This is a genomic window from Novosphingobium sp. CECT 9465 (assembly GCF_920987055.1).
Classification (GTDB): domain Bacteria; phylum Pseudomonadota; class Alphaproteobacteria; order Sphingomonadales; family Sphingomonadaceae; genus Novosphingobium.
On sequence record NZ_CAKLBX010000001.1, the window covers coordinates 1,987,768 to 2,011,487 of the forward strand.

Below are 23,720 nucleotides of genomic sequence, written 5' to 3' on the forward strand. Positions count from 1 at the left end.
TCGGAATGATCTTGCAGGTTCAGATCGGGAAATGGCCGGGCTGGGTTTCGATCGTGATCCAGCGCAGTTCGGTGAAACTGTCGATGCCCGCCTTGCCTCCAAAGCGGCCGTAGCCCGAAGCGCCGACGCCGCCGAAGGGCATCTGCGCCTCGTCATGCACGGTCGGGCCGTTGACGTGGCAAATGCCCGAATGGATCTGGCGGGCCACGCGCAAGCCGCGCGCGGTGTCACGCGTGAACACGGCGGCGGAAAGGCCATATTCGGTGTCGTTGGCCAGTTCGATGGCATGGGCCTCGTCGCGCGCGTGGATGATGCCCACAACCGGACCGAAGCTTTCATCGCGAAACAGCTTCATTTCCTGCGTCACGCCATCGACGACATGAGCAGGCATCAACACGTTGTGAGTCGTTTCCCCGCAAGTGAGCAACTGCGCACCATGGGCCACGGCGTCGTCGATCAGCGCAAGGCAATGCGCGACGGTCTTCGCATCGACTACCGCGCCGAGCGGCGTCTTGCCCTCGCGCGGGTCGCCCACCGCCATGGTCGAGACCTTGGCCTTGAACCGCGATGCAAACTCGTCGGCAATGGCGTCGACCACGATGATCCGTTCGGTCGACATGCAAATCTGGCCCTGGTTCATGAATGCCCCGAACGCTGCCGCCTTGACCGCTTCGTCCAGATCGGCGTCATCGAGCACGATCAGCGGGGCCTTGCCCCCCAGTTCGAGCAGGCACGGCTTGAGGTGTTGCGCAGCGCGGGTGGCGATGATCCTGCCGACCGCCGTTGAACCGGTGAAGTTGATGCGCCTGACCTCCTTCGCATCGATCAGCGCACCAACCACCTCCGGCGCATCGGCGGGCGCGTTGGTAACAACATTGACGACTCCATCGGGGAAACCGGCATCGGCAAAAGCTTCAATGATCAGCGCGTGTGTGCGCGGACACTGTTCGGAAGCCTTGAGGATCACGGCATTCCCGCAAGCCAGCGGAACGGCGATGGCGCGGACGCCAAGGATGATCGGTGCATTCCACGGCGCAATGCCGAGAATGACGCCCACGGGTTCGCGCAGCGCCATGGCGACGCATCCCGGCTTGTCGGATGGAATGACTTCTCCGGCAATCTGGGTGGTGAGCGCTGCGGCTTCACGAACCATCGATGCGGCCAGCCCCAGGTTGAACAGCGCCCAGCCCCTGGTCGCGCCAATTTCGCCCATCATCGCCTCGACGAAAGCTTCGGCGCGCGCTTCAAGTGCGCTGGCAGCTTTCATCAGGACAGCGCGGCGGGCATTCGGCCCCATCGCAGCCCAGGCGGGAAAGGCTGCCGCGGCACGGGCGGCAATCGCTGGAATATCGATCGCCGTCATCGCCTCAGCCTGCGAGGCCACTTCGCCGGTCATCGGGTTAATGCGTTCAAACAGCATGACGTCTCTCCCTTTATGTTATGTTTTATAGCAATCTGTCATCTGCGGCGCAACCGCATAATCCGTTTGGCAAGATGCCCAAGGCAATCATGCAAGACCTGCATTCGCAAGCGCGAGCGTTCCTACTTCTGCGTCCAGGCTATACCATTGAATAAATGCACGGAAATCGGCCAGTTCCGGCCCATGCGCTTCATTGGAGCACGAACAGTGCCAATCAAAGTTGCAAATCTCGCAACTGAAATCCCGCTATTCGCACTTGCACGATAAGGCCTCCACAGCCATTTGAAACAGGCCTTTCAGGCATCCTCTCCCAAACTTTCAAGGGCCGCCCGGCAACGGTGCGGCCCATTTTTTTGCCTGGGTGGCAACGAACAGTCGAAGCGGCGGATGGCGGGCGAAGGTCTACCGGCCCAATGCTCTGCCAACGCAATCGATACTGGTGTGCAAACCGAATCGCTCGGCCCGCCCGCCAGCACGGCTGGGACGACATTTCCGCGCCGTTTCGATCATCGATGGCAAACAATCACCGCAAAAAAAACGCTTTTTTCTCTCGTCGCAGGTACTTTGGTGCCGCCCGATTGCTGCAACGCGTTGGCAGGGCTGACGATCACCCGGTGCGCGACGGTGTGCACACGTTGGACGTAACAACAGCAGTTTGCTGCATCAGCGCCAAGGTCCAAAAGTGCTCCAAGGGTGGGATTCGTGCTGCATGGCACAATCAGGAATGGCGGAATTCCAACGATTTCGGCCCCGCCCGCCCCTTGTGCCGGATGGCACTACGGCATATTTTCAATCACGGTCGGGTAGAGACGGGAATACCCGCTCGATCGGCTCAATCCGGGACACAGCAGCGAAAACGTGCGCGTTCCGCAAAAGAATAGCAGTTGCAGGAGAATTGCCATGAAAACACTACTCGTCGCATCAGCGGCGATCGGCTTGCTGTCAGCGCCACAACTGGCAAATGCCGGCGAACGCCCGCAAACGGTTCAAATATCCGTGTCGTCAGATGGTCTGGACCTTGCCAACCCCGCAGACATGCGCCGCCTGCGCGTTCGCATTTCCGAAGCCGCAGCGGAAGCTTGCGACCCATCGGACCGCTTCATCGTAACGCCGCTGCCAGACTATTCGTGCCGCCGGGCAGCCGCCGCAAGCGTCGAACCGGCCGTTCAGCAGATGGCGGAAGCTGCCCGGCGCAGCACCACCAACCGGAGCCGCTGAAACATCCCGCGCGGCGTGGTACGGGCGACCCTGGACCGTCACGCGACATGCGGGAATGCGCAACGCCGGATGTGGAGTATCCCCCTCTTCGCATCCGGCGTTGTCGGCATTCAGCCAACGTTTGCGCCAACAGCGGCACCAACAGCGGCAGGCCTCAGCCGCCGAGCACCTTGATTGCCATCGCAGCAGCGGCGGCGCGGGTTTCGACGCCCAGCTTCTCGTAAATTCTCTCAAGGTGCTTCTGCACCGTGCGAGGGCTGATCAGCAGGACTTCCGAAATCATCCCGTTGGATTTGCCGTAGCTGATCCACAAGAGGACTTCCGCTTCGCGATCTGTCAGCGAAAGGCGTTGCTGGAGCTTCGTAACATCGGCCTTCGGGTTCAGTTCGTTCAGCCGGATGAGGATTTCGTTTTCGCGGTATTGTGCGATGATCACAAGCTCCAGCGTGTTCTCGCCCTGATCCACCTTGGCCGATGCGCCCTGCGTTGAGCTTCGCCCCAGCAGTCGCTCCAACGGGCCGCGCAGCGCCATCGGCAAAGTGCCACCCTCACGGCTCCATTCAGGACTGACACGGCTTATCGCCTGTTCGGCAAGCGGTGTACACCACAACAGCAATCCGCGATTGTCGGTGGCCATCATCAGCCGCCCGGTGGCGTCCAGCCCGGCAGCGCCGGCATGCATGGCGCGGGCGTGGCCAATGTGGACGCGAACGCGCGCCAGCAGTTCGTGGACATTGACCGGCTTGCGCAGGTAATCGACCCCACCCACTTCGAAACCTTCGATCACGTGTTCGCTCTCGGTCAGGCCGGTCATGAACATCACGGGCACATGCGCCAGATCGGGACGGGCCTTTATCCGGGCGGTGGTTTCAAAACCATCGAAGCCGGGCATCACCGCATCCATCAGGATCAGATCAGGCACGACATGTTGCAGCAGATCGAGCGCTGCGTTCCCGGAAATCGCGACAAGCACGGTAATGCCTGCGCCCTCCAGCGTATCGGTCAGAAACCGCAGCGAATCCGGTTCATCGTCCACAACGAGCACCGTATCGCGCCTTGCGCTGCCGCCACTCATTTCACAATTCCTCCACCGTCCGCCCAAGCGCGGCGAGATCGAACCTGTCGAGGCAATCATATAGCTTGGCAACAAGCGGGGCCGCTTCGGGCGCTGCCCGCTCAAGTTCGCGAATCTCGCCCTCCAATGCGCGAACATGACCGATCCGCACAAGCGATTTCAGCTTTTCGGTATGTACCCGTGCCGTGTCTGACAGAACAATTCGCTGTCGTTGCCGCGGCGGTGCCGCGCCCGCAGGCAAGCCCGCAGGCCATGTCCATTCCAACGCCAGAAGGCTGCCCAGCGCATCGATCAGTACAGACAGGTCAATCGGCTTAAGCAGGAAGCGATCGTGGTCAGCCACCCGGCCATCGACACCATGCCGCTCATCCGCGTTCGCCGAGAGCATCACGATTGCCACGTGGCGGCCATGCACGGCGCGCATGTGTGCGGCGGTTTCCCAACCGGACATGCCCGGCATGCTGACGTCGAGGATCACCGCATCGAACCGTCCCCGTTCGGCGATGGCCAGTGCGGTATGCCCGTCGCTGGCTTGTGAAATGTCGAAACCGAGTTCGTCCAGCGTTATGCGCAGCAGCGCCAGGTGATCGGGGTTGTCATCGACCAGCAACACCGTTCGGCGGTTCCCGACATAGCCTGTCGGCCTGATCGATCCGGCATCGCGCTCGACGAAACCGGAAACTTGGGGCATCAACAGGCGCAGACGAAAACAGGCCCCCTGTTCCTCTGCATTGTCCAGTTGCAGGTCACCCCCCAGCATCTGCACGATGGCGCGGGATATCGCCAGCCCCAGCCCCGCACCCGAATTGCCGCCATTAGCCTCACCGCCACTGCGTTCGAAAGGCGCGAACACCTGTTCACGCAGCGCCTCTGATATTCCCGGCCCGGTATCGCGCACTTCGAAAGTGGCAGTCTGTCCAGCCCATCGAAAGGCGAGCACGACTTCCCCTTCGTTCGTGAATTTGACCGCGTTGGAGACCAGGTTGATCAGGACCTGCCTGACGCGGCGCACGTCCATACGCACGAATTCTGGAAAACGGTCAGGCAGTTCGCAGCGGAACGCGAGACCCTTTTGCTCGGCCATCGGCCGGAACATGTCGGCGATCTGCTCTACCATGGGAACCAGCCGCGCGACGACGTTATCGATACGCACCACGCCCTGCTCCACCGATGCGATGTCCAGCAGGCCTTCGACAAGGTTGGTCAGATGTTCGGCGCTGCGTCGAATCACACGTGCGGCATCCTTGGGATCAACCGATGTCTCGCGCTCGATCAACTGTGCGTAACCGTAGATTGCATTGAGCGGGGAACGGATTTCGTGACTTACATTGGCCAGATAGCGGCTCTTCGCGGCGCTTGCCGATTGCGCTGCCTCAAGGTCATCCATCAACCGCAGGTTGATCGGCGGTTCGGCGGGCTTCCTGAGCAGGCCGATGGCGCCAGTCGCCATGACAAGACACACTCCGACCACCGCCGCCAGATGAATGCTCAGATGAACGGCCAGGCTTTCACCCGTCATCATCGCCGCCAGCACGATGGCTGCAACGGTGGCCGATCCAATCACATACAGCGCATAGCCTGCTGCTCTGCGGCTGATACCCGCTACGAAGCGGTCAATCCGTCGGCGTGAAAAAACTGCATGGGTGCGGTGGCCAATGCTCATGCGTTGACCCGATTATCCCGGTTGACCAGCCCTGACCGGTCATTAGCGCTTGTGCCCATCTTACCGACCCCGCGCGCCCATTGTTTTTATGTAGCGCATACGGATTGTGCACCGCAAACGGGCACAACTCAACCCCTATCAAAGTAGGGGGTCAGCGTTGGCAGGCAGGGGCGAACCCGTTTCAGATAACCTGATCACGCTGCAGGCGTTGCAACAGCCGCACCGCAACCGAATGCCGGATCGCCTTTCCCTCGCGCAGCTTCACCCATGTATTCAGCCCGATCCCGAAATGAGTCTGGATAACCTCTGGCTTCTGGCTCTTCAGGACCGATGCCATCTTGTGGACCACAGTGGGCTCAACCTGCGTAAGACGTTGCACAGTCATATTCCCTCACAATGTCGGTTTCTGCCGACACCATATTTTGCAGCGCAGCACATGGGATACGCCATTTGCCCCATTTCATTCCCGGACAGATGTCATATTTTGGCCAGCCGCGCTTCCGGTTCGGATTGCAGGCTCTGGCCACGCGCGATGAGCCGCGCCATGCCCGACTGCGTTTTCCCGTCGTTTTTCCCGCTGGCAAATCTCGCCCGCCTGATTACTGACGCCGTTCACTGCCCGGTGGCGGCTTGATGGAACCAGAAAAATGCGGCGAATCGCCTCAATCGCAACGCGTACCCTCCTCCTTCCGTCGCTTGCTTTTCCAACGGCGCTGGTTGCGCAGGAACAGGAACGGTCGGAAATCGTGGTGATCGGCGCGGGGCTGGAAACCGCGCCTGCATCGCAGGCCTACAATGTCCAGCAGATCGATCGTGAACGCCTGCTTGAAACCGGATCGGGTCGGCTTGAAGATGCCTTGTCTTCGGCCGCAGGTTTCCAGCAATTCCGCCGATCCGATAGCCGTTCCTCCAATCCTTCGGCGCAAGGCGCCACCTTGCGGGCGCTCGGAGGCAATGCAACCAGCCGCACCCTGGTCCTGCTTGATGGCATCCCGATGGCCGATCCCTTTTTTGGTTATATCCCGTTCAGCGCCATCGCGCCGGAACGCCTTGGTTCGGCACGGATCACGCGCGGCGGCGGGGCTGGCGCATTTGGCGCAGGCGCAGTTGCCGGAACCGTCGAACTCGAAAGCGGCAACGCCGATCAGCTCGGACTGGTTCAGGCGGGCCTGATCGCCAACGACCGGGGTGAGACCGAACTATCCGGTTCGCTTGCACCCAAGGTCGGTGATGGCTTTGCGGTCGTCACGGCCCGGTGGGACCGGGGCAAAGGCTTCTGGACCACGCCGGCAAGCCAGCGCGTTCCGGCCAGCACCCGTGCCCGGTTCGATGCCTGGTCGACAGGGCTGCGCGCGGTCGCGCCAATCGCGGCGGACATCGAATTGCAGATGCGCGGATTGCTGTTCGCGGATCGCCGCACCCTGCGTTTTTCCGGTGCTGACACTTCGTCGTCCGGGCAGGATGCATCGCTGCGGCTTGTTGGCCGGGGCAATTGGGCTTTCGACGTGCTGGGCTATGTGCAGGCTCGCGATTTCTCGAATATCGTGATCAGCTCGACAAGCTTCCGCAAAACGCTCGATCAGCGCGCGACACCATCGACCGGCGTTGGCGGAAAGGCCGAATTGCGCCCGCCGGTGGGCGATAACATGGTCCTTCGGCTTGGCGCGGACGTGCGCCGCAGCGATGGCGACATGGCCGAGGATGCCTATTCCGCAGCGACCGGCCTTGTCACCGCCCGCCGTCGTGCCGGGGGCAGCACCAGTGATCTGGGATTGTTCGCCGAAAACGACTGGCAGCTTGGCCCGGTCATTCTGACCGCAGGCGCGCGGGCAGACCGATGGACAATCCGCGAAGGCTACTTCGTCGAAACCACGGCGGGAGGTACGCCGACCACCGATCTTGCCTTTGCCGACCGGAGCGGATGGCAAGGCAGCTTCCGCGGCGGCGCAGTCATAACCGCCAGCAGCGCGCTATCCTTGCGTGGATCGGCCTATACCGGGCTGCGGTTGCCGACGCTCAACGAACTCTACCGCTCGTTCAACGTGGTTGCACCGCGCAGCGGCGGCGGCGTGACGATCACCACGACGCAGCGCAATGCGGACTTGCGCATCGAGGAACTCGAAGGCTTCGAAGCCGGCATTGATCTCGCACCGGCGCCGGGCGTATCTTTCAGCGCCACCGCTTTTGACAATCGCATCAGGCATGCCATCGCCAATGTCACGCTGGGCGCGAGCGGCAACACGATCACCCGGCAGCGCCAGAACGTGGACGCCGTTCATGCGCGCGGCATCGAACTGGCTGCACGGCTGCGCGCAGGCCAGTTTTCATTCGATGGATCGCTCGCCCATACCGACGCCGAAATGGAAGCCTCCGGTGTATCATCTTCGCTTGACGGCAAGCGCCCCGCGCAAACGCCACGCTGGGCCGGAACGGCGACGGTATCGTTTAGGCCTGCGCCGCGTTGGTCACTGGGCGCAACCGTGCGGCACGTCGGCGCACAGTTCGAGGATGATCTCGAAACCGACCGGCTACCCCCTGCCACGACAATCGATGCATTCGCCCAGTTGCCGCTTCATCCGGCAATCAGCCTTGTACTGCGCGGCGAGAACCTTGGTGGCGAGACGATCGTGACCCGGTTACAGGACGGATCGATGGACATAGGTACGCCGCGCACGTTCTGGGCCGGCATACGCCTGGAAATCCGCTGATCTGCCGACGATGTCCCATCAGGCCTGCTGAAACGCATATATCGCAGTACCTTGCGCCTTAGGCTGAATCACGCAGACGTATTCGCCCCGACATTTTGGGCGCCTGCCCGTAAAGCTGCGACAATCAGGCACGATGGCGCGGGGCAGCAATGATGCAACGACATAGACGGCAGCAGTGGCAGATCGCGCCAGGCCCCTGCATGCATGCCCCTGCACTGCGGTTGCAGCATTATTGTTTCATCGCACACATTCGATGCTTGCCGTTGGCGCGGGCACTGTCATACCAAATGTCTTGGGAGTACGATGAAACGTCGCCAGGCATCGCAGGAAACGGCCATCGGCCAGGTCCGGGCAAATGCGAGCAGGCGGCACTGAAAGGCCGGTGCAATGGGTTCCGGCGCGCACGTGGCTTGATCGCAATTGGTCCGGCACACGCCCGCGCCGGGAGCAACAGGGTGGGACGTGTGCCATGAGCCTCGAAATCAATTCCAAAGCGGCGGAAATCGACGCGCAGATCATTGATGTGCTGCGTCATCGCGTGGGCAAGGATGAACGCGCAGCCAAACCACATGACTGGTACACGGCAACGGTGCTCACCCTGCGCGACGCGATCATCGACCGCTGGATGGAATCCACCCGCAAGACTTATGCCGAGGGCGGCAAGCGGGTCTATTACCTCAGCCTCGAATTCCTGATTGGCCGCCTGCTGCGCGATGCCCTGTCGAACATGGGCCTGACGCGTGACATGGAAAAGGCCTTGCGCGAACACGGGCTTGATCTGTCGGCGCTTGAAGACATCGAACCTGATGCAGCGTTGGGGAACGGCGGCCTTGGGCGTCTTGCGGCCTGCTTCATGGAAAGCCTCGCCAGTCTCGACATCCCGGCCTACGGCTATGGCATCCGTTATGTGAACGGCATGTTCCGCCAGCGTATCGACGATGGTTGGCAGGTCGAACTGCCCGAAACATGGCTGAGCCATGGCAACCCATGGGAATTCGACCGCCGCGAAAGCGCCTATATCATCGGGTTCGGTGGCGAAGTGGTGGACATCGGCGATGGCGTGGAATGGCGCCCTGCCGAAAAGGTCGAAGCCAGCGCAGTCGATACGCCCGTCGTCGGGTGGCGCGGCAAGCGCGTCAACACGCTCCGCCTGTGGACCGCGCACGCATTCGATCCGCTGAAGCTCGACGCCTTCAACGCGGGCGATCACCTTGGCGCACTTGCCGAACAGATGCGCGCAGACAGCCTCGTGCGCGTACTCTATCCGGCAGACTCCACGCCTGCCGGGCAGGAACTGCGGCTGCGGCAGGAGTATTTCTTCACCTCCGCCTCGATCCAGGACATCGTTCGCCGCCACGTCCAGTATCATGGCGACATCCGCACTTTGCCCGACAAGGCTGCGATCCAGCTTAACGACACCCATCCCGCCGTGGCCGTGGCAGAGCTGATGCGGCTTATGGTGGATGTCTACGGGCTGGAATTCAGCGAAGCGTGGGAAGTGACCAAGGCGACGGTCGGCTACACCAATCACACCCTGCTGCCTGAAGCGCTCGAATCCTGGCCGCTGCCGCTGTTCGAACGCCTGCTCCCGCGCCACATGCAGATCGTCTATGCGATCAACAGCCGTGTCCTGCGTGAAGCGCGACGTGCAGGACTGGACGACAATGCGATCGCCGCGATCAGCCTGATCGACGAAGGGGGTGAACGCCGGGTCCGCATGGCGAACCTCGCGTTCACCGGCGCGCACAGCGTCAACGGCGTGGCCGCGCTCCACACCGATTTGATGAAGTCCACCGTGTTTTCGGATCTGCACAAGCTGTACCCGACGCGGATCAACAACAAGACCAACGGCGTCACTCCGCGCCGCTGGCTGCAACAGTGCAATCCCGGCCTTACCTCGGTGCTCAAGGATGCGATCGGCGATGGGTTCCTGGATGACACCGCAAAGCTGGCCGATCTCAACGCGCTGGCAAACGATGCATCGCTGGGTGAACGCATTGCCGAGGTCAAGCGGTCGAACAAGCTGGCGCTCGCCAAGCATCTCAAGGGCTTGACCGGCATCCGGCTCGATCCCGATGCCCTGTTCGACGTCCAGATCAAGCGCATCCACGAATACAAGCGCCAGTTGCTCAACCTGATCGAGACGGTCGCGCTTTACGACCAGATCCGCAGCCACCCGGAACGCGACTGGGTGCCGCGCGTCAAGATTTTCGGCGGCAAGGCGGCTTCAAGCTATCACAACGCCAAGCTGATCATCAAACTGGCCAACGATATCGTCCGCCGCGTCAATTCCGATCCCTCGGTCGGCGGGTTGCTAAAGGTCGTGTTCGTGCCCAATTACAACGTCAGCCTGGCCGAGCGGATCATTCCGGCGGCCGACCTGTCCGAGCAGATTTCGACCGCAGGCATGGAAGCGTCGGGCACCGGCAACATGAAGTTTGCGCTCAACGGCGCGCTCACCATCGGCACGCTCGATGGCGCAAACGTCGAGATCAAGGACCATGTAGGCGACGATCACATCGAAATTTTCGGCCTTACCGCCGATGAGGTGGAGGAGCAGCGCGCCAATGGCTACAACCCGCGCGCCGTGATCGAAAAATCGCGCGAACTGCAACAAGCCCTTGCCGCCATCGCCACCGGCGTATTTTCGCCCGACGATCCCGATCGTTACAAGGGCCTGATGGGTGGCATCTACGATCACGACTGGTTCATGGTCGCCGCCGATTTCGACAGCTATCATTCGGCGCAGCGCAAGATCGACAAGCGCTGGGAAGATCAGGCGGGCTGGCGCGCGTCGGCAATTCGCAACATCGCCAATGTAGGCTGGTTCTCGTCCGATCGCACCATCGGCGAATATGCCCGCGATATCTGGGGGGTCTGAAGGACAGGATGAAACCATCGGCGAGCGCCATCGAATCCCTTCTGGACGGAACGCACGCCGATCCTTTTTCCTTGCTTGGTATTCATGAAGGCCCCGACGGCGCGTTTGCGCGCGCCGTCCTGCCCGGAGCGGACACGGCTATCGCCTGGTCGCTGGCGGGCGAGAAGCTGGGCGAACTGGTCCGCGTAGACGGACGCGGACTGTTCGAGGGAAAAGTCAAAGGACCGCGCCAGCCCGTCCGCTATGCCTGCAAAAATGGGGGCAACGAATGGCTGGTGACCGATGCCTTCAGCTTCGGCCCTGTGCTCGGCCCGATGGACGATTTCCTGATTGCCGAGGGCACACACCTCCGGCTCTTCGACAAGATGGGCGCGCACCTGATCGAACATGAAGGCGCGTCCGGGGTTCACTTCGCAGTCTGGGCGCCCAATGCGCGTATCGTCAGCGTTGTCGGCGATTTCAACGATTGGGACCACCGCCGCCATCCGATGCGCCGCCGCGCCGATATCGGCGTGTGGGAAGTTTTCGTGCCCGGCACCGGAGAACACCGCACCTACAAATACCGCATTATCGGGGCGGATGGCACTCTGCTGCCGCTGAAAGCCGACCCTTACGCTCAAGCAGCGGAATTTCGCCCCAGCACCGCTTCCATCACCGCCCATCCGGTCAAAATGGACTGGGGCGATGAAGGCCATCGCGCCCATTGGGCCAGTGTCGATGCCCGCCGCCAGCCCATGTCGATCTACGAAGTCCACCCCGGATCGTGGCAAAAGCCGCATGAGGACGGCTTCTATTCGTGGGACGAACTGGCCGACCGCCTGATCCCCTACGTTACCGAGATGGGCTTTACGCACATCGAATTCCTGCCCGTATCCGAACACCCCTATGATCCAAGCTGGGGTTACCAGACGACGGGGCTTTACGCCCCCAGCGCCCGCTTCGGCCCGCCTGAGGGCTTTGCCCGGTTCGTCGATGGCGCGCATCGCGCAGGCGTTTCCGTGCTGATCGACTGGGTGCCCGCGCATTTTCCCACAGATGAACACGGTCTCGTTCATTTCGATGGCACCGCACTGTACGAACACGAAGATCCGCGCCTTGGGTTCCATCCTGATTGGAACACGCTGATCTATAACTTTGGACGCAACGAGGTCGTCAGTTTCCTCGTCAACAACGCGCTGTTCTGGGCAGAGCGCTATCATGTCGATGGTCTTCGCGTCGATGCCGTCGCCTCGATGCTTTACCGCGATTATTCGCGAAAAGCGGGCGAATGGATCGCCAATGACGAAGGCGGCCGCGAAAACTGGGAAGCGGTCGCCTTTCTCCAGAAGATGAACCGCGCTGTCTATGCCAGCCACCCCGGCTTCCTCACCATTGCCGAGGAATCCACGTCATGGCCCGGCGTCAGCAAGCCCGCGTTTGATGAAGCCCCGCGCGAACACCTTGGCTTCGGCTTCAAGTGGAACATGGGCTTCATGCACGATACGCTGCAATACATGGTGCGCGAGCCGGTGCATCGCCAGTATCACCACAATGAAATCACCTTCGGCCTGACCTACGCGTTTTCGGAAAACTTCGTCCTGCCCATCAGCCATGACGAAGTCGTCCACGGCAAGGGCAGCCTGCTGACGAAGATGAGCGGCGATGATTGGCAGAAGTTCGCCAACTTGCGCGCCTATTACGGGTTGATGTGGGGCTATCCCGGCAAGAAGCTGCTGTTCATGGGCCAGGAATTTGCACAGCGCCGCGAATGGAGCGAGGCCCGTTCGCTCGACTGGGATCTGCTTCAGGCTCCGGCGCATGAAGGCATCCGCCGATGGGTTCGCGATCTCAACCGTATTTACGCATCCCGCCCTGCCCTGCACGCCCGCGATTGCGAACCCGAAGGGTTCGAATGGCTGGTCGTGGACGATGCGCAGGCTTCCGTCTTTGCATGGCTGCGCAAGGCTCCGGGTGCAAAGCCCGTCGCGGTGATCTGCAACATGACTCCGCAGGTCCATGATCACTATCGCCTGCCCCTGCCGCATGATGGCGCATGGCGCGAAGTGCTCAACAGCGATGCACAGGACTACGGCGGCAGCGGGATCGGCAATCTGGGACAAGTGGTCGCACGCGATGGCGCCGCCTTCGTCGTCCTGCCGCCGCTGGCCACGTTAATGCTTGAATTCGAAGAATAAGGGACGGAGAACAGGGGATGCGCGATTCTTACTCACAGCCGCTCGCGCGCGATGCGATGGCCTATGTCCTTGCGGGCGGGCGCGGCAGCCGGTTGAAGGAACTGACCGACAACCGCGCCAAGCCGGCAGTCTATTTCGGCGGCAAATCGCGCATCATCGATTTTGCCCTGTCGAACGCCCTCAATTCCGGCATTCGCCGCATCGGCGTTGCCACGCAATACAAAGCGCATTCGCTGATCCGCCACATGCAGCGCGCGTGGAACTTCATGCGCCCCGAACGCAATGAAAGTTTCGATATCCTGCCAGCCTCGCAGCGCGTCTCGGAAAACCAGTGGTACGAAGGCACCGCCGACGCTGTCTATCAGAACATCGACATCATCGCGGCCTATGCGCCAAAATACATGGTGATCCTGGCAGGCGATCACATCTACAAGATGGACTACGAGCTGATGCTGCGCCAGCACGTGGACAGTGGCGCGCACGTGACCGTCGGCTGCCTTGTGGTGCCCCGCACCGAGGCAACCGGCTTCGGTGTCATGGCGGTCGATACGCAGGACACGATTACCGCCTTCGTCGAAAAGCCCGCCGACCCGCCCGGCATTCCCGGCAATGAAGGCATGGCGCTGGCATCGATGGGCATCTATGTGTTCGATACCGCGTTCCTGTTCGATATCCTGCGCAAGGATGCCGAAGACCCCAATTCCAGCCGCGATTTCGGCAACGACATCATCCCCTATATCGTCCAGAACGGAAAGGCGGTGGCTCACCGCTTTACCGCTTCGTGCATCCGCGCTGCCGAGGAAATCGAGGAATACTGGCGCGATGTCGGCACGCTTGATGCCTATTTCGACGCCAACCTCGACCTGACCGACATCGTCCCCAAGCTTGACATGTACGATCGCGAATGGCCGATCTGGACGGACCAGATCATCGCGGCACCGGCCAAGTTCGTGCACGATGAAGACGGGCGGCGCGGCATGGCCATATCGTCGCTGATCAGCCAGGATTGCATCGTTTCGGGGGCCATCGCGCGGCGCAGCCTGCTGTTCACCGGCGTAAAAATGGGTTCGTTCTCTTCGTGTGAAGAAGCCGTGATCCTGCCCTATTGCAACATCGGTCGAAACGCGCGGCTCAGCCGGGTGATTCTCGATTCCGGTGTGCGTATTCCCGAAGGCCTTGTCGTCGGCGAGGACCCGGAGCTTGACGCCCAGCGCTTCCAGCGCACCGAAAGCGGGGTATGCCTGATCACGAAACGGATGATCGACCAGCTCGCATGACGATCAAGGTCCTGTCCGTCGCGTCCGAAGTAGTGCCGCTGGTCAAGACCGGCGGCCTTGCCGATGTGGCGGGCGCACTGCCTGCGGCAGTGGCGCCGCACGATGTGGAGATGACGACCTTCCTGCCCGGTTACCCTGCGGTGATCAAAGCGCTCGCCCGCCCCCGCGCGCTCCACACCTGGGATTCGCTGCTTGGCGAAAAGGCGCGGTTGTTGGGTGGCAAGATCGACGGGCACCCGCTTCTGGTGCTTGACGCCCCCGCCTATTTCCAGCGCGACGGTGGCCCCTATTCCGATAGCGAAGGTCGCGATTGGGATGATAACTGGCGACGCTTCGCCGCCTTCGGGCGCGCGGCGGCCGATATTGCGGGCGGCGCGGTCAAGAGCCGCAAGTTCGATCTGGTCCACGCGCACGATTGGCAGGCGGCCATGGCGCTGGCCTACCTCCGCTTTGCCTCGCCAGATGGTGCGCGGCCCGTGCCTTCCGTCATGACCATCCACAACATGGCATTCCAGGGCTTCTGCGGGGCTGACAAATTCGCCGCACTTGGCCTGCCGCCCCACGCGTGGTCGCTCGACGGCGTCGAATACCACGGAGGCGTCGGCTTCCTCAAAGCCGGTCTCGAAGCGGCCAGCGCCATCACCACGGTCAGCCCAACTTACGCGCGCGAAATCCGCACCCCGGAATTCGGCATGGGCCTCGAAGGCCTGATCGTGAGCCGGGGTGAACGCGTATCCGGCATCGTCAACGGCATCGACACAGGCCAGTGGAACCCGGAAAGGGACTCGGCCCTGCCTGCGCACTTCAGCCTGAAAAGCCTCCCAAAACGCCAGGCCAACAAGCGCGCGCTGGAAAGCGAATTCGGCCTCGAACCGGGCGACGGGCCGCTGTTCGTGGTGATCTCGCGGCTGACCTGGCAGAAGGGCATCGACGTCCTTCTCGAATGTATCGATCACCTTGTCGGATTGGGTGGGCGTCTCGCCCTGCTCGGATCAGGCGACAAGGCGATGGAGAACGCCTTTCACGCCGCCGCCATGCGCCACCCCGGCAGGATCGGTGTACGCATCGGCTATGACGAGGCGCTTTCGCATCGCATGCAGGGCGGCGGGGACGCGATCCTTGTGCCGAGCCGGTTCGAACCTTGCGGTCTCACCCAGCTATACGGCCTCGCCTACGGCTGCGTGCCTGTCGTCGCGCGCACCGGCGGCCTTGCCGATACGGTGATCGATGCAAACCTTGCCGCCGTGATGGGCGGCGTTGCTACCGGCGTACAATTCAACCGTGTCACATATCCGTCGCTCGTCGATGCGATCAGCCGGACGTTTACGCTCTATTGGCAACAGGACATCTGGCGTGGCATCCAGCGCGCTGGAATGAAGACAGATTTTTCGTGGGGTCGCTCAGGCAAAGCCTATGCCGATCTCTATGCCAGACTTATTGCGGAGGTATGATGACCCGGACTGTTCAGACGACGCCCTATTCCGGCCAGAAGCCGGGCACATCGGGATTGCGCAAGAAGGTCAAGGTCTTCCAGCAAGCCAACTACGCCGAAAACTTCGTCCAGTCGGTATTCGATGTAGTGGAACGACCTGCCGGATCAACGCTCGTTCTGGGCGGCGACGGGCGTTATCACAACCGCACGGTGATCCAGCAGACGATCCGCATCGCTGCCGCAAACGGCTATGGCAAAGTGCTGGTGGGGCAAGGCGGCATTCTGTCAACGCCCGCCGCCAGCCATGTGATCCGCAAATATGGCGCGTCGGGCGGACTGATCCTTTCGGCCAGCCACAATCCCGGCGGGCCGGATGAAGATTTCGGCATAAAATACAACATCGCCAACGGCGGCCCCGCACCCGAAAGCGTGACCGACGCAATTTACGCGCGCACCCAGACGATCGACCGCTGGCTGACCGTGGACGCGCCGGATGTCGATCTCGACACGATCGGCTCCAGCACGGTCGCAGGCATGGTGGTCGAGGTGATAGACTGCGTTGCCGACTATGCCGAACTGATGGAAACCTTGTTCGATTTCAATGCGATCCGTGCCAATGTTCAGGCGGGTTTCAGCATGTCGTTCGATGCGATGAGCGCGGTCACCGGCCCTTATGCCACCGAAATCCTCGAAGGCCGCCTCGGCTTTCCCAAAGGCACCGTGCGCAATGGCGAGCCGTTGGAGGACTTCGGCGGCCATCACCCGGACCCCAACATGGTCCACGCGCACGAACTGTTCGATACGATGTTCAGCGCCCAAGCCCCCGATTTCGGTGCCGCTTCCGATGGTGACGGCGACCGCAACCTGATCGTGGGCAAACACCGCTTTGTCACCCCCTCCGACAGCCTTGCCATGCTTGCCGCAAACGCAAATCTCGCACCCGGCTATGCTAAAGGCCTGAAAGGCATAGCCCGGTCCATGCCAACCAGTGCGGCGGCCGATCGCGTGGCCGAAGCGCTGGGCCTGCCCTGCTTCGAGACGCCGACCGGCTGGAAATTCTTCGGCAACCTGCTCGACGCCGGGATGGCAACCATCTGCGGCGAAGAAAGCGCTGGCACGGGCAGCGACCACGTGCGCGAGAAGGACGGGCTTTGGGCGGTTCTGCTCTGGCTCAATATCCTTGCGGTCCGCAAGATCAGCGTCGACACTCTTGCGCGGGAGCACTGGGCGAAGTTCGGTCGCAATTACTACGCCCGCCACGATTATGAGGCACTGCCCACTGACAAGGCCGATACGTTGATGGCGGAACTCAATGAAAGTCTCGCAAGTTTGCCGGGCAAGGCATTCGGATCATTGACAGTTTCCACAGCAGACAATTTTTCGTATCTTGATCCGGTAGCTGGTTCAACCAGCAGAAACCAAGGCGTCCGCGTACTGTTCGAAGGCGGTTCGCGTGTCGTGTTCCGGTTGTCCGGCACCGGCACAGAGGGCGCAACCTTGCGCGTCTATCTTGAACGGTACGAACCGGTCGGCGGCGATCTTGACCGCGAAACCCCTGAAATGCTGGCCGATCTCATTGTTGCGGCGGATGCCATCGCCGGCATCGTTCGCCACACCGGCCGCACTGCGCCCGATGTGGTGACATGACGCCCGGCGTCGTGGTGGCGGACGGGAAGACCCGCTTTACCGTCCGTTCCCCGCGTGCCGAAGCGCTGACCCTGTGCCTGTTTGAAAATGATGGAGAACAACAGGTTGTGATGGCCCGTTGGGGCGATTTCTGGACAGTCGAACTGCCTGCCGACCTCACGGGCAGCCGTTATGGCTATCGCGCGTCGGGTGAATGGAACCCTGCGTCGGGGTTGTGGTTCGATTTCGAGAAGCTGCTGGTCGATCCCCACGCGATGGAGCTTGATGGATCATTCAGATTCGATCAGAGCTTATCGACATATGGTGTTGATACAGCGTCGAATATTCCGAAAGGAATCGTGGCAAATCCTGAACCGCTCGCAAAGGAAACACCGCGCTTTCAGCAAGGGGGGCTGATATATGAGGTCAGCGTGCGCGGCCTCACCATGCTGCACCCCGATGTGCCTGATGCCCTGCGCGGCACCGTAGCGGCCTTGGCTCACCCTGCGATCGTCAATCATCTCAAGCGCCTGAATGTCTCCGCCATCGAACTGATGCCGATTGTCGCGTGGATCGACGAACGCCACCTCCCCCCGCTCGGCCTCAACAATGCGTGGGGGTACAATCCTGTCGCGCCGATGGCGCTTGATCCGCGGTTGTGCCCCGGCGGCGTTGCGGAACTACGCAAGACCGTGGCAGCACTCCATGCAGCAGGCATCGGTGTAATACTCGACATCGTATTGAATCATACCGGCGAATCCGATGTTCTCGGCCCGGTTTTGTGCCTGCGCGGGCTGGATGACGCGACATATGCCAAGGCGCCCGACGGTTCACTGATCAACGACACAGGATGCGGCAATACGCTGGACTTCGCCAATCCGGCGGTGCGCGCTCTGGCGCTCGACACGCTCCGCCATTTCGTAAAGCATTGTGGAATCGATGGTTTTCGTTTCGATCTGGCCACGATCCTGGCGCGCAGTCCCGGATTTTTCGCTGATGCTCCAATCTTTGCCGAGATCGCAGCCGATCCATGGCTGAGTGATCGTGTGCTGATTGCCGAGCCTTGGGACATTGGTCCTGGCGGATATCAGTTGGGAGCTTTTCCTTCCAACTGGCTGGAATGGAACGATAGATTTCGTGACGATGTGCGGCGGTTCTGGCGCGGAGACGCCGGTGTGGGCGTGATGGCGACACGGATCGCCGGTTCGGCCGATGTGTTCGGCAAACGGTCGCGGTCGGTGAATTTTCTGGCCGCCCATGACGGGTTCACACTGGCCGACGGCCTTGCTTATGAACATCGCCACAACTGGGCCAATGGTGAGGAAAATCGCGACGGGCATGGCGAAAATTTCAGTTGGAACAATGGTGTGGAAGGTGAAACCCGGAACCCGGACGTTCTGGCCGCGCGCACTGCCTATGCCCGCGCCATGCTGGGCACGCTGTTTGTTTCCACGGGCACGATCCTGTTGACTGCCGGTGATGAATTCGGGCGAAGCCAGCGCGGCAACAACAATGCCTATGCACAGGACAACGCGATTACATGGGTTGATTGGGAAACCCGCGACCGCGCGCTGGAGGACTACACGTGTCAGCTATCAACCTGGCGCAATGAGAGAATATCGCATTTCGTCGAATTTCCGGAAAACGGGCATTGGCAGAGGCTGGATGGGGATTGCATGGCGGTTGAAGACTGGCAAAGCCCGGAAACCGCTGGATTGCGATGGTCCAACGATGACTATGCGTTCGTGATCGACCGGACCAGCCCTTTCGCCGGTCCGGCCTGATCCATCACGCGCCGATCCGGCGCAATGCTCGGTCGGGCTGGAAATGTCCCGCCGAAGCGGCCGACCAGCCTTCGCGCGGCGAAAGTGGCTGCGGCAGCAACTGGTTTAGCAGGAGTTGCCCGAACGCCCACTCGCCAAGATCGGATTCGGCATTGATATGCCCGACGTCTCCCGCATCGGCAAAGCGACTCCCCCATGCGCGGGCCAGTTGCCGCGCCTGTCCGAAACCCATGTAGGGATCGTTGCGGCTGGCGACGACAAAGCTGGGAAAAGGAAATTCGCCGTGGGGAAACGGGGCGAACCGCGTCAGGCGGCGGTCGATCGGACGCACTTCGACGTCGGGCGGCGCCACGAGCAGCGCGCCAATGACCTTGCCGCCATTTTCGGGGCGCGACGGCTGTTCGAACTCCGCCCACCATGCCACCGCAAGGCAGCCAAGGCTGTGCGCCACAAGCACGACCGGACGATCAGCGCGCTGAATCGCAAGGTTGATCTTGTTGACCCACGTGTTGCGGTGAGGATCGTCCCACAGGCCAAGATCGACGCGGTGGCAGTTCGGCAGGCTGTCTTCCCACAGCGTCTGCCAGTGGCCGGGGCCACTGCTGTTGAGGCCGGGCACGGTGAGTATGAGCGGGCCCTTCTCCGCACCGGAAATGCGTTCCCGGGGCAAGCGATCGTGAGCCATGTTGCTATCTCCATAGTTGGAAAGCCGGTCGACTCGGATTACGTCCCGACAGACCATGAAGATAACTCAACTTTATAAGTAGACAATTTCTTGGCGACAAAATGCGCGGATTCTGCGGCTGTCAGAAATCAACCATCAAAGAGGCGGTAACGGCGCCGTGGCAAAGCGCTCAGCAACAAGAGCAGAGCATCCCAAGCCCTTGAGCACCGCAGCTGCAACCTGGGCTGGGTAATCGTCGGGTGTGTCTTGCCGCAACTGGGTGAACAACGCTGAAAGCGTGGTGCCCATCAGGATATCGCGGCCGATGAGGTGGCTGGAGACGGAAAATTCACCGTCGTCGATGCCTTCCTCGACCGTGCGCATCGACTGCGCGAAAGTTTCAGCCCCGAACACAACTCCGCCAGCGGAAAGGTTGACGATCGACCACGCCCAGCGCGGGTCTGTACGCCCGCGCTCGATATAATAGCGGATGGCGGATGCGGCGCGCTGCGCGGCGTTCGGCATGGTATTGATCGAAGCGATAACGGCCATCAGGAAATCGTGACTGACTTCCCATGTCAGTGCCTCGCGCAAGTCTTCCATGCCGGCAAAATGATTGTAAAACGTCTTACGGGTTATTCCCGCACCCTCGCAAACCTCTTCCACCCGGCAGTAAAGCCCGTTTTCACGACCGTAGATTTCAAACATGACCGCCAGAATCCGGGCGCGAGTGCGTGCGCGACGTTGTCTACCGATCTCGGCACGGCGTTCGCCGTCCACATTTCGTTTGCGCGGTGTTTCCGTGGGCATTCTTCCGGCCTATCGAGACGGTCGCCGGGCGTCCAGAACCGCATTGGCCGATTTTGACTCATGGTGAAACTTGCCCAGGATTGCGCGATTGCAACCGCCGCCATTCGAAAGGTTCGACAGGTGGCGGGTTATGCACAGTTCGTCGCAAGGGCGGAGCGTCGGCCTTGCGCATGCCGACCACCACTCACATTTTAAGCATGAACGAAATATAATCAGGGTTTCGCGTAATGGTTCCTGACCGGCGCCAATTTTTAGGTGCCCTTGCTGCAACTTTCGGAAGCATGGCGGTTTCGGGCCAGCCCGCGCTGGCGGTGACGCCGCCTGTGGACATCGAACCGACGCCTTTCGCAATGCCGACGCTTCCCTTGATGGTGCGGCGCGCAGTGGCTGCGCTCGATGCACATGGCGGGCATATCCGGCATCGCGATCTGGTGGGCTTCGTCGATTTCGCGCAAGCATCGCGCGAGGCGCGGTTCCACCTGATCGACATTGAGGGCGGCAAGGTCATCTCTTCGCATCTGGTATCCCACGGCAGCGGATCGGATCCTGCGAACAGCGGTTGGGTGCAGAGATTTTCCAACCAGATGGGTTCAAATGCCTCAAGTCCCGGCGCTTTCCTGACCGGGGCTGGCTATAGCGGTAAGCATGGGCGTTCACGTCGGCTGATCGGACTTGAAGACCGCAACAGCGCTGCGATGGAGCGGGGAATCGTGATCCATGCCGCGGCCTATGTCGATCCTGACATGGCCAGGACGCAGGGGCGGATCGGCCGGAGCCAGGGTTGTTTTGCCTTTTCGAACAGTGATATTGGCGGCATTCTTGAGCGATTGGGCGAAGGCCGGCTGCTGTTCGCCGCGAAGTAATCACACCTCGCCCAGCCCTGCACATGCAGCGATCAGGGGGTGGTCGGGGCCAACAAGATCGGGCCTTTCGCGCGCGGCGATCACCCCCAGTGTCCGTCGGAAATCATAATCGACCAACGGTACGGCAACGATCCCGGTGCGCGCCAGTGATTGCGGTGCCGTGGTTACGCCCATGCCCGCGGCGACCATCTCCATGCAACGATCATCGTTCGACGAACGCAGGAAGAATGACGGTCGGACGCCACGCTGGGTGAACCAGCGGCTGGTCTCGCCCAGAATCTCGCACGAACGCCGCGCGATCATGGTTTCGGCCGCCACATCACGCACGTCGACCATGACCGCACCCGCAAAGGCATGACGTTCGGGCAGGAACAGACGGTATTGCTCTTCCAGCAGCATCAGCGATGGACGGCTTGCGTCTTCGGGCCGCAGGAGGGTCAGCGCCGCGTCGACCTGCCCTTCCCCCAACTTGCGTCGCAGTTCGGCGTCACTGCCTTCTACCAGTACGAGCGGTTGCGGCCCTTTCCAACGACGAACCACGCCAGAAAGCATGGCCGTGGCAATCGATGGGATGATGCCGATGCGCAGGGGAACCAGCGGCGCTGTCACGCCGGCAAGGACCAATTCAGCGGCGCGAAATTCGCGTTCGATTGCGCGGGCATGCGTCACCAGGCGCGCGCCCGCCTCAGTCAGCCGCACCTGCCGCTTGTCTCGCAGGAAAAGACGCGCTCCGGCCAGGCGTTCAAGCTCGGCAATTGCAGCGGAAAGGGTTGGTTGGGCCACGCCTATACGCTCGGCTGCACGCGTGAAGTTTCCCGTTTCGACAAGCGCGAGAAATTGCCGGAGGTGGACACGTTTCATCATAGGTAAAATCTATCGCAGAGTGTGCGATAAATCAATTTTGTGCGCTGATTTGGAAATGATAGAATTCACTCCGACAAGAGTTGAGAGGATGCTCCGATGCGCGCCACGCCCGATTTCGACTTCGGCCTGACCGAAAGCGCCATGATGATCCGCGAGGCGGCGGGCCGCTTTGCCGATGAGCAGATCGCACCGCTGGCCGCCGAAATTGACCGCAACGACCGTTTTCCGCGCGAATTGTGGGAGCCGATGGGCGCACTGGGCCTGCACGGGATTACCGTGGAAGAGGAATTCGGCGGGCTTGGGCTGGGTTACCTCGATCATGTGATTGCAGTGGAGGAAGTCAGCCGTGCGAGCGGATCGGTCGGCTTGTCTTACGGGGCGCATTCCAACTTGTGCGTCAACCAGATCCGCCGATGGGGCAATGCCGAACAGAAGGCAAAGTACTTGCCCAAGCTGATCTCCGGCGAGCATGTGGGATCGCTGGCGATGTCTGAAGCGGGCGCTGGATCGGACGTGGTTTCGATGAAGCTGCGGGCCGAGCCGGTGGTCGGCGGGTTCCGGCTGAACGGCACCAAGTTCTGGATCACCAATGGCACTTATGCCGATACGCTGGTGGTCTATGCCCGCACCGTGGCCGATGCAGGCAGCAAGGGCATCACCGCGTTCCTGATCGAAAAGAACATGGCGGGTTTTTCCATCGGCCAGAAGATCGACAAGATGGGGCTTCGCGGGTCTCCTACCTGCGAACTGGTGTTCGACGATTGCCTTGTCCCAGATGAGAACGTGATGGGACCGTTGAACGGCGGCGTCGGTGTGCTGATGAGCGGGCTGGATTACGAGCGCGTCGTGCTGGCAGGCATGCAGATCGGGATCATGCAGGCCTGTCTCGACACGGTCATCCCCTATGTTCGCGAGCGCAGGCAGTTCGGCAAGCCGATCGGCGCGTTTCAGCTGATGCAGGCCAAGATTGCCGACATGTACGTGAGCCTGCAAGCAGCGCGGGCCTATGTCTATGCGGTGGCCAAAGCATGCGATGCCGGGCAGACTACGCGGTTCGACGCGGCAGGCGCGATCCTGCTGGCAAGCGAGAATGCCTTTCGCGTTTCGGGCGAAGCGGTGCAGGCGCTGGGTGGTGCCGGTTACACGAAGGACTGGCCCGTGGAACGCTATCTGCGTGATGCCAAGCTGCTGGATATCGGTGCGGGAACGAACGAGATACGCCGCATGTTGATCGGGCGCGAACTGATCGGGGCAAGCTGAT

17 protein-coding genes are annotated in these 23,720 nt (G+C 61.3%); 10 read left to right on the top strand and 7 right to left on the bottom strand.

What is annotated here, in order from left to right:
* Nucleotides 1–19: 19 nt before the first annotated feature.
* Entirely contained in the window at nucleotides 20–1,420 is a 1,401-nt protein-coding gene (locus LUA85_RS09680; protein ID WP_231469138.1) for an aldehyde dehydrogenase, read from the bottom strand.
* A gap of 900 nt (nucleotides 1,421–2,320) precedes the next feature.
* Between LUA85_RS09680 and LUA85_RS09685 the strand changes: the two genes are divergently transcribed.
* A complete protein-coding gene (locus tag LUA85_RS09685; protein WP_231469140.1) occupies nucleotides 2,321–2,638 on the top strand; it encodes a UrcA family protein in 318 nt (105 codons plus the stop codon).
* A gap of 154 nt (nucleotides 2,639–2,792) precedes the next feature.
* Here LUA85_RS09685 and LUA85_RS09690 read toward each other — a convergent pair whose 3' ends face one another.
* The 3 genes from LUA85_RS09690 to LUA85_RS09700 form a co-directional block, all read right to left on the bottom strand.
* Nucleotides 2,793–3,713: a DNA-binding response regulator gene (locus tag LUA85_RS09690; protein ID WP_231469142.1), complete on the bottom strand. Its 921-nt coding sequence runs from the start codon at nucleotides 3,711–3,713 to the stop codon at nucleotides 2,793–2,795.
* Nucleotide 3,714: 1 nt separating this feature from the next.
* Nucleotides 3,715–5,376 (bottom strand): ATP-binding protein, encoded by a 1,662-nt coding sequence (locus LUA85_RS09695; RefSeq protein WP_231469144.1) that lies wholly within the window; start codon nucleotides 5,374–5,376, stop codon nucleotides 3,715–3,717.
* Nucleotides 5,377–5,557: 181 nt separating this feature from the next.
* Nucleotides 5,558–5,761, bottom strand: coding sequence for a hypothetical protein (locus tag LUA85_RS09700; RefSeq protein WP_231469146.1), 204 nt, complete (start codon nucleotides 5,759–5,761; stop codon nucleotides 5,558–5,560).
* A 262-nt stretch (nucleotides 5,762–6,023) separates the two neighbouring features.
* Here LUA85_RS09700 and LUA85_RS09705 point away from each other — a divergent pair, with 262 nt between their 5' ends.
* The 7 genes from LUA85_RS09705 to glgX all read left to right on the top strand — a co-directional run bounded on the left by LUA85_RS09705 (nucleotide 6,024) and on the right by glgX (nucleotide 19,258).
* Nucleotides 6,024–8,084 carry a TonB-dependent siderophore receptor gene (locus LUA85_RS09705; RefSeq protein WP_231469149.1) on the top strand — a complete coding sequence of 687 codons (2,061 nt, stop codon included), beginning with the start codon at nucleotides 6,024–6,026 and terminating at the stop codon, nucleotides 8,082–8,084.
* Nucleotides 8,085–8,553: 469 nt separating this feature from the next.
* Nucleotides 8,554–10,965 (top strand): glycogen/starch/alpha-glucan phosphorylase, encoded by a 2,412-nt coding sequence (locus LUA85_RS09710; protein ID WP_231469151.1) that lies wholly within the window; start codon nucleotides 8,554–8,556, stop codon nucleotides 10,963–10,965.
* A gap of 8 nt (nucleotides 10,966–10,973) precedes the next feature.
* Nucleotides 10,974–13,139, top strand: a complete 2,166-nt coding sequence (gene glgB / locus LUA85_RS09715; protein ID WP_231469153.1) for a 1,4-alpha-glucan branching protein GlgB — start codon at nucleotides 10,974–10,976, stop codon at nucleotides 13,137–13,139.
* Between the two features lie 17 nt (nucleotides 13,140–13,156).
* Nucleotides 13,157–14,416, top strand: coding sequence for a glucose-1-phosphate adenylyltransferase (glgC, locus tag LUA85_RS09720; RefSeq protein WP_231469155.1), 1,260 nt, complete (start codon nucleotides 13,157–13,159; stop codon nucleotides 14,414–14,416).
* Entirely contained in the window at nucleotides 14,413–15,867 is a 1,455-nt protein-coding gene (glgA, locus tag LUA85_RS09725) for a glycogen synthase GlgA (RefSeq protein ID WP_231469157.1), read from the top strand. The genes glgC and glgA overlap by 4 nt, the downstream gene beginning before the upstream one ends.
* A complete protein-coding gene (locus tag LUA85_RS09730) occupies nucleotides 15,867–17,495 on the top strand; it encodes an alpha-D-glucose phosphate-specific phosphoglucomutase (RefSeq protein WP_231469159.1) in 1,629 nt (542 codons plus the stop codon). The genes glgA and LUA85_RS09730 overlap by 1 nt, the downstream gene beginning before the upstream one ends.
* Nucleotides 17,492–19,258 carry a glycogen debranching protein GlgX gene (gene glgX, locus LUA85_RS09735; RefSeq protein WP_231469161.1) on the top strand — a complete coding sequence of 589 codons (1,767 nt, stop codon included), beginning with the start codon at nucleotides 17,492–17,494 and terminating at the stop codon, nucleotides 19,256–19,258. The genes LUA85_RS09730 and glgX overlap by 4 nt, the downstream gene beginning before the upstream one ends.
* Nucleotides 19,259–19,262: 4 nt before the next feature.
* Here the strand turns inward: glgX and LUA85_RS09740 are convergent, their stop codons facing one another.
* Together LUA85_RS09740 and LUA85_RS09745 are read right to left on the bottom strand one after the other, a co-directional pair.
* Complete coding sequence (locus tag LUA85_RS09740; RefSeq protein ID WP_231469163.1) at nucleotides 19,263–19,943, bottom strand: alpha/beta hydrolase; 681 nt, start codon at nucleotides 19,941–19,943, stop codon at nucleotides 19,263–19,265.
* Nucleotides 19,944–20,078: 135 nt separating this feature from the next.
* Nucleotides 20,079–20,732 carry a TetR/AcrR family transcriptional regulator gene (locus LUA85_RS09745; RefSeq protein ID WP_231469165.1) on the bottom strand — a complete coding sequence of 218 codons (654 nt, stop codon included), beginning with the start codon at nucleotides 20,730–20,732 and terminating at the stop codon, nucleotides 20,079–20,081.
* A gap of 281 nt (nucleotides 20,733–21,013) precedes the next feature.
* Here LUA85_RS09745 and LUA85_RS09750 point away from each other — a divergent pair, with 281 nt between their 5' ends.
* Nucleotides 21,014–21,595: a murein L,D-transpeptidase catalytic domain family protein gene (locus LUA85_RS09750; RefSeq protein WP_231469167.1), complete on the top strand. Its 582-nt coding sequence runs from the start codon at nucleotides 21,014–21,016 to the stop codon at nucleotides 21,593–21,595.
* Here LUA85_RS09750 and LUA85_RS09755 read toward each other — a convergent pair whose 3' ends face one another.
* Nucleotides 21,596–22,459, bottom strand: a complete 864-nt coding sequence (locus LUA85_RS09755; protein WP_231469168.1) for a LysR family transcriptional regulator — start codon at nucleotides 22,457–22,459, stop codon at nucleotides 21,596–21,598.
* Nucleotides 22,460–22,555: 96 nt separating this feature from the next.
* On the opposite strand from LUA85_RS09755, the gene LUA85_RS09760 reads away from it, so the two are divergent.
* Nucleotides 22,556–23,719 carry an acyl-CoA dehydrogenase family protein gene (locus tag LUA85_RS09760; protein ID WP_305799988.1) on the top strand — a complete coding sequence of 388 codons (1,164 nt, stop codon included), beginning with the start codon at nucleotides 22,556–22,558 and terminating at the stop codon, nucleotides 23,717–23,719.
* Nucleotide 23,720: the final 1 nt, after the last annotated feature.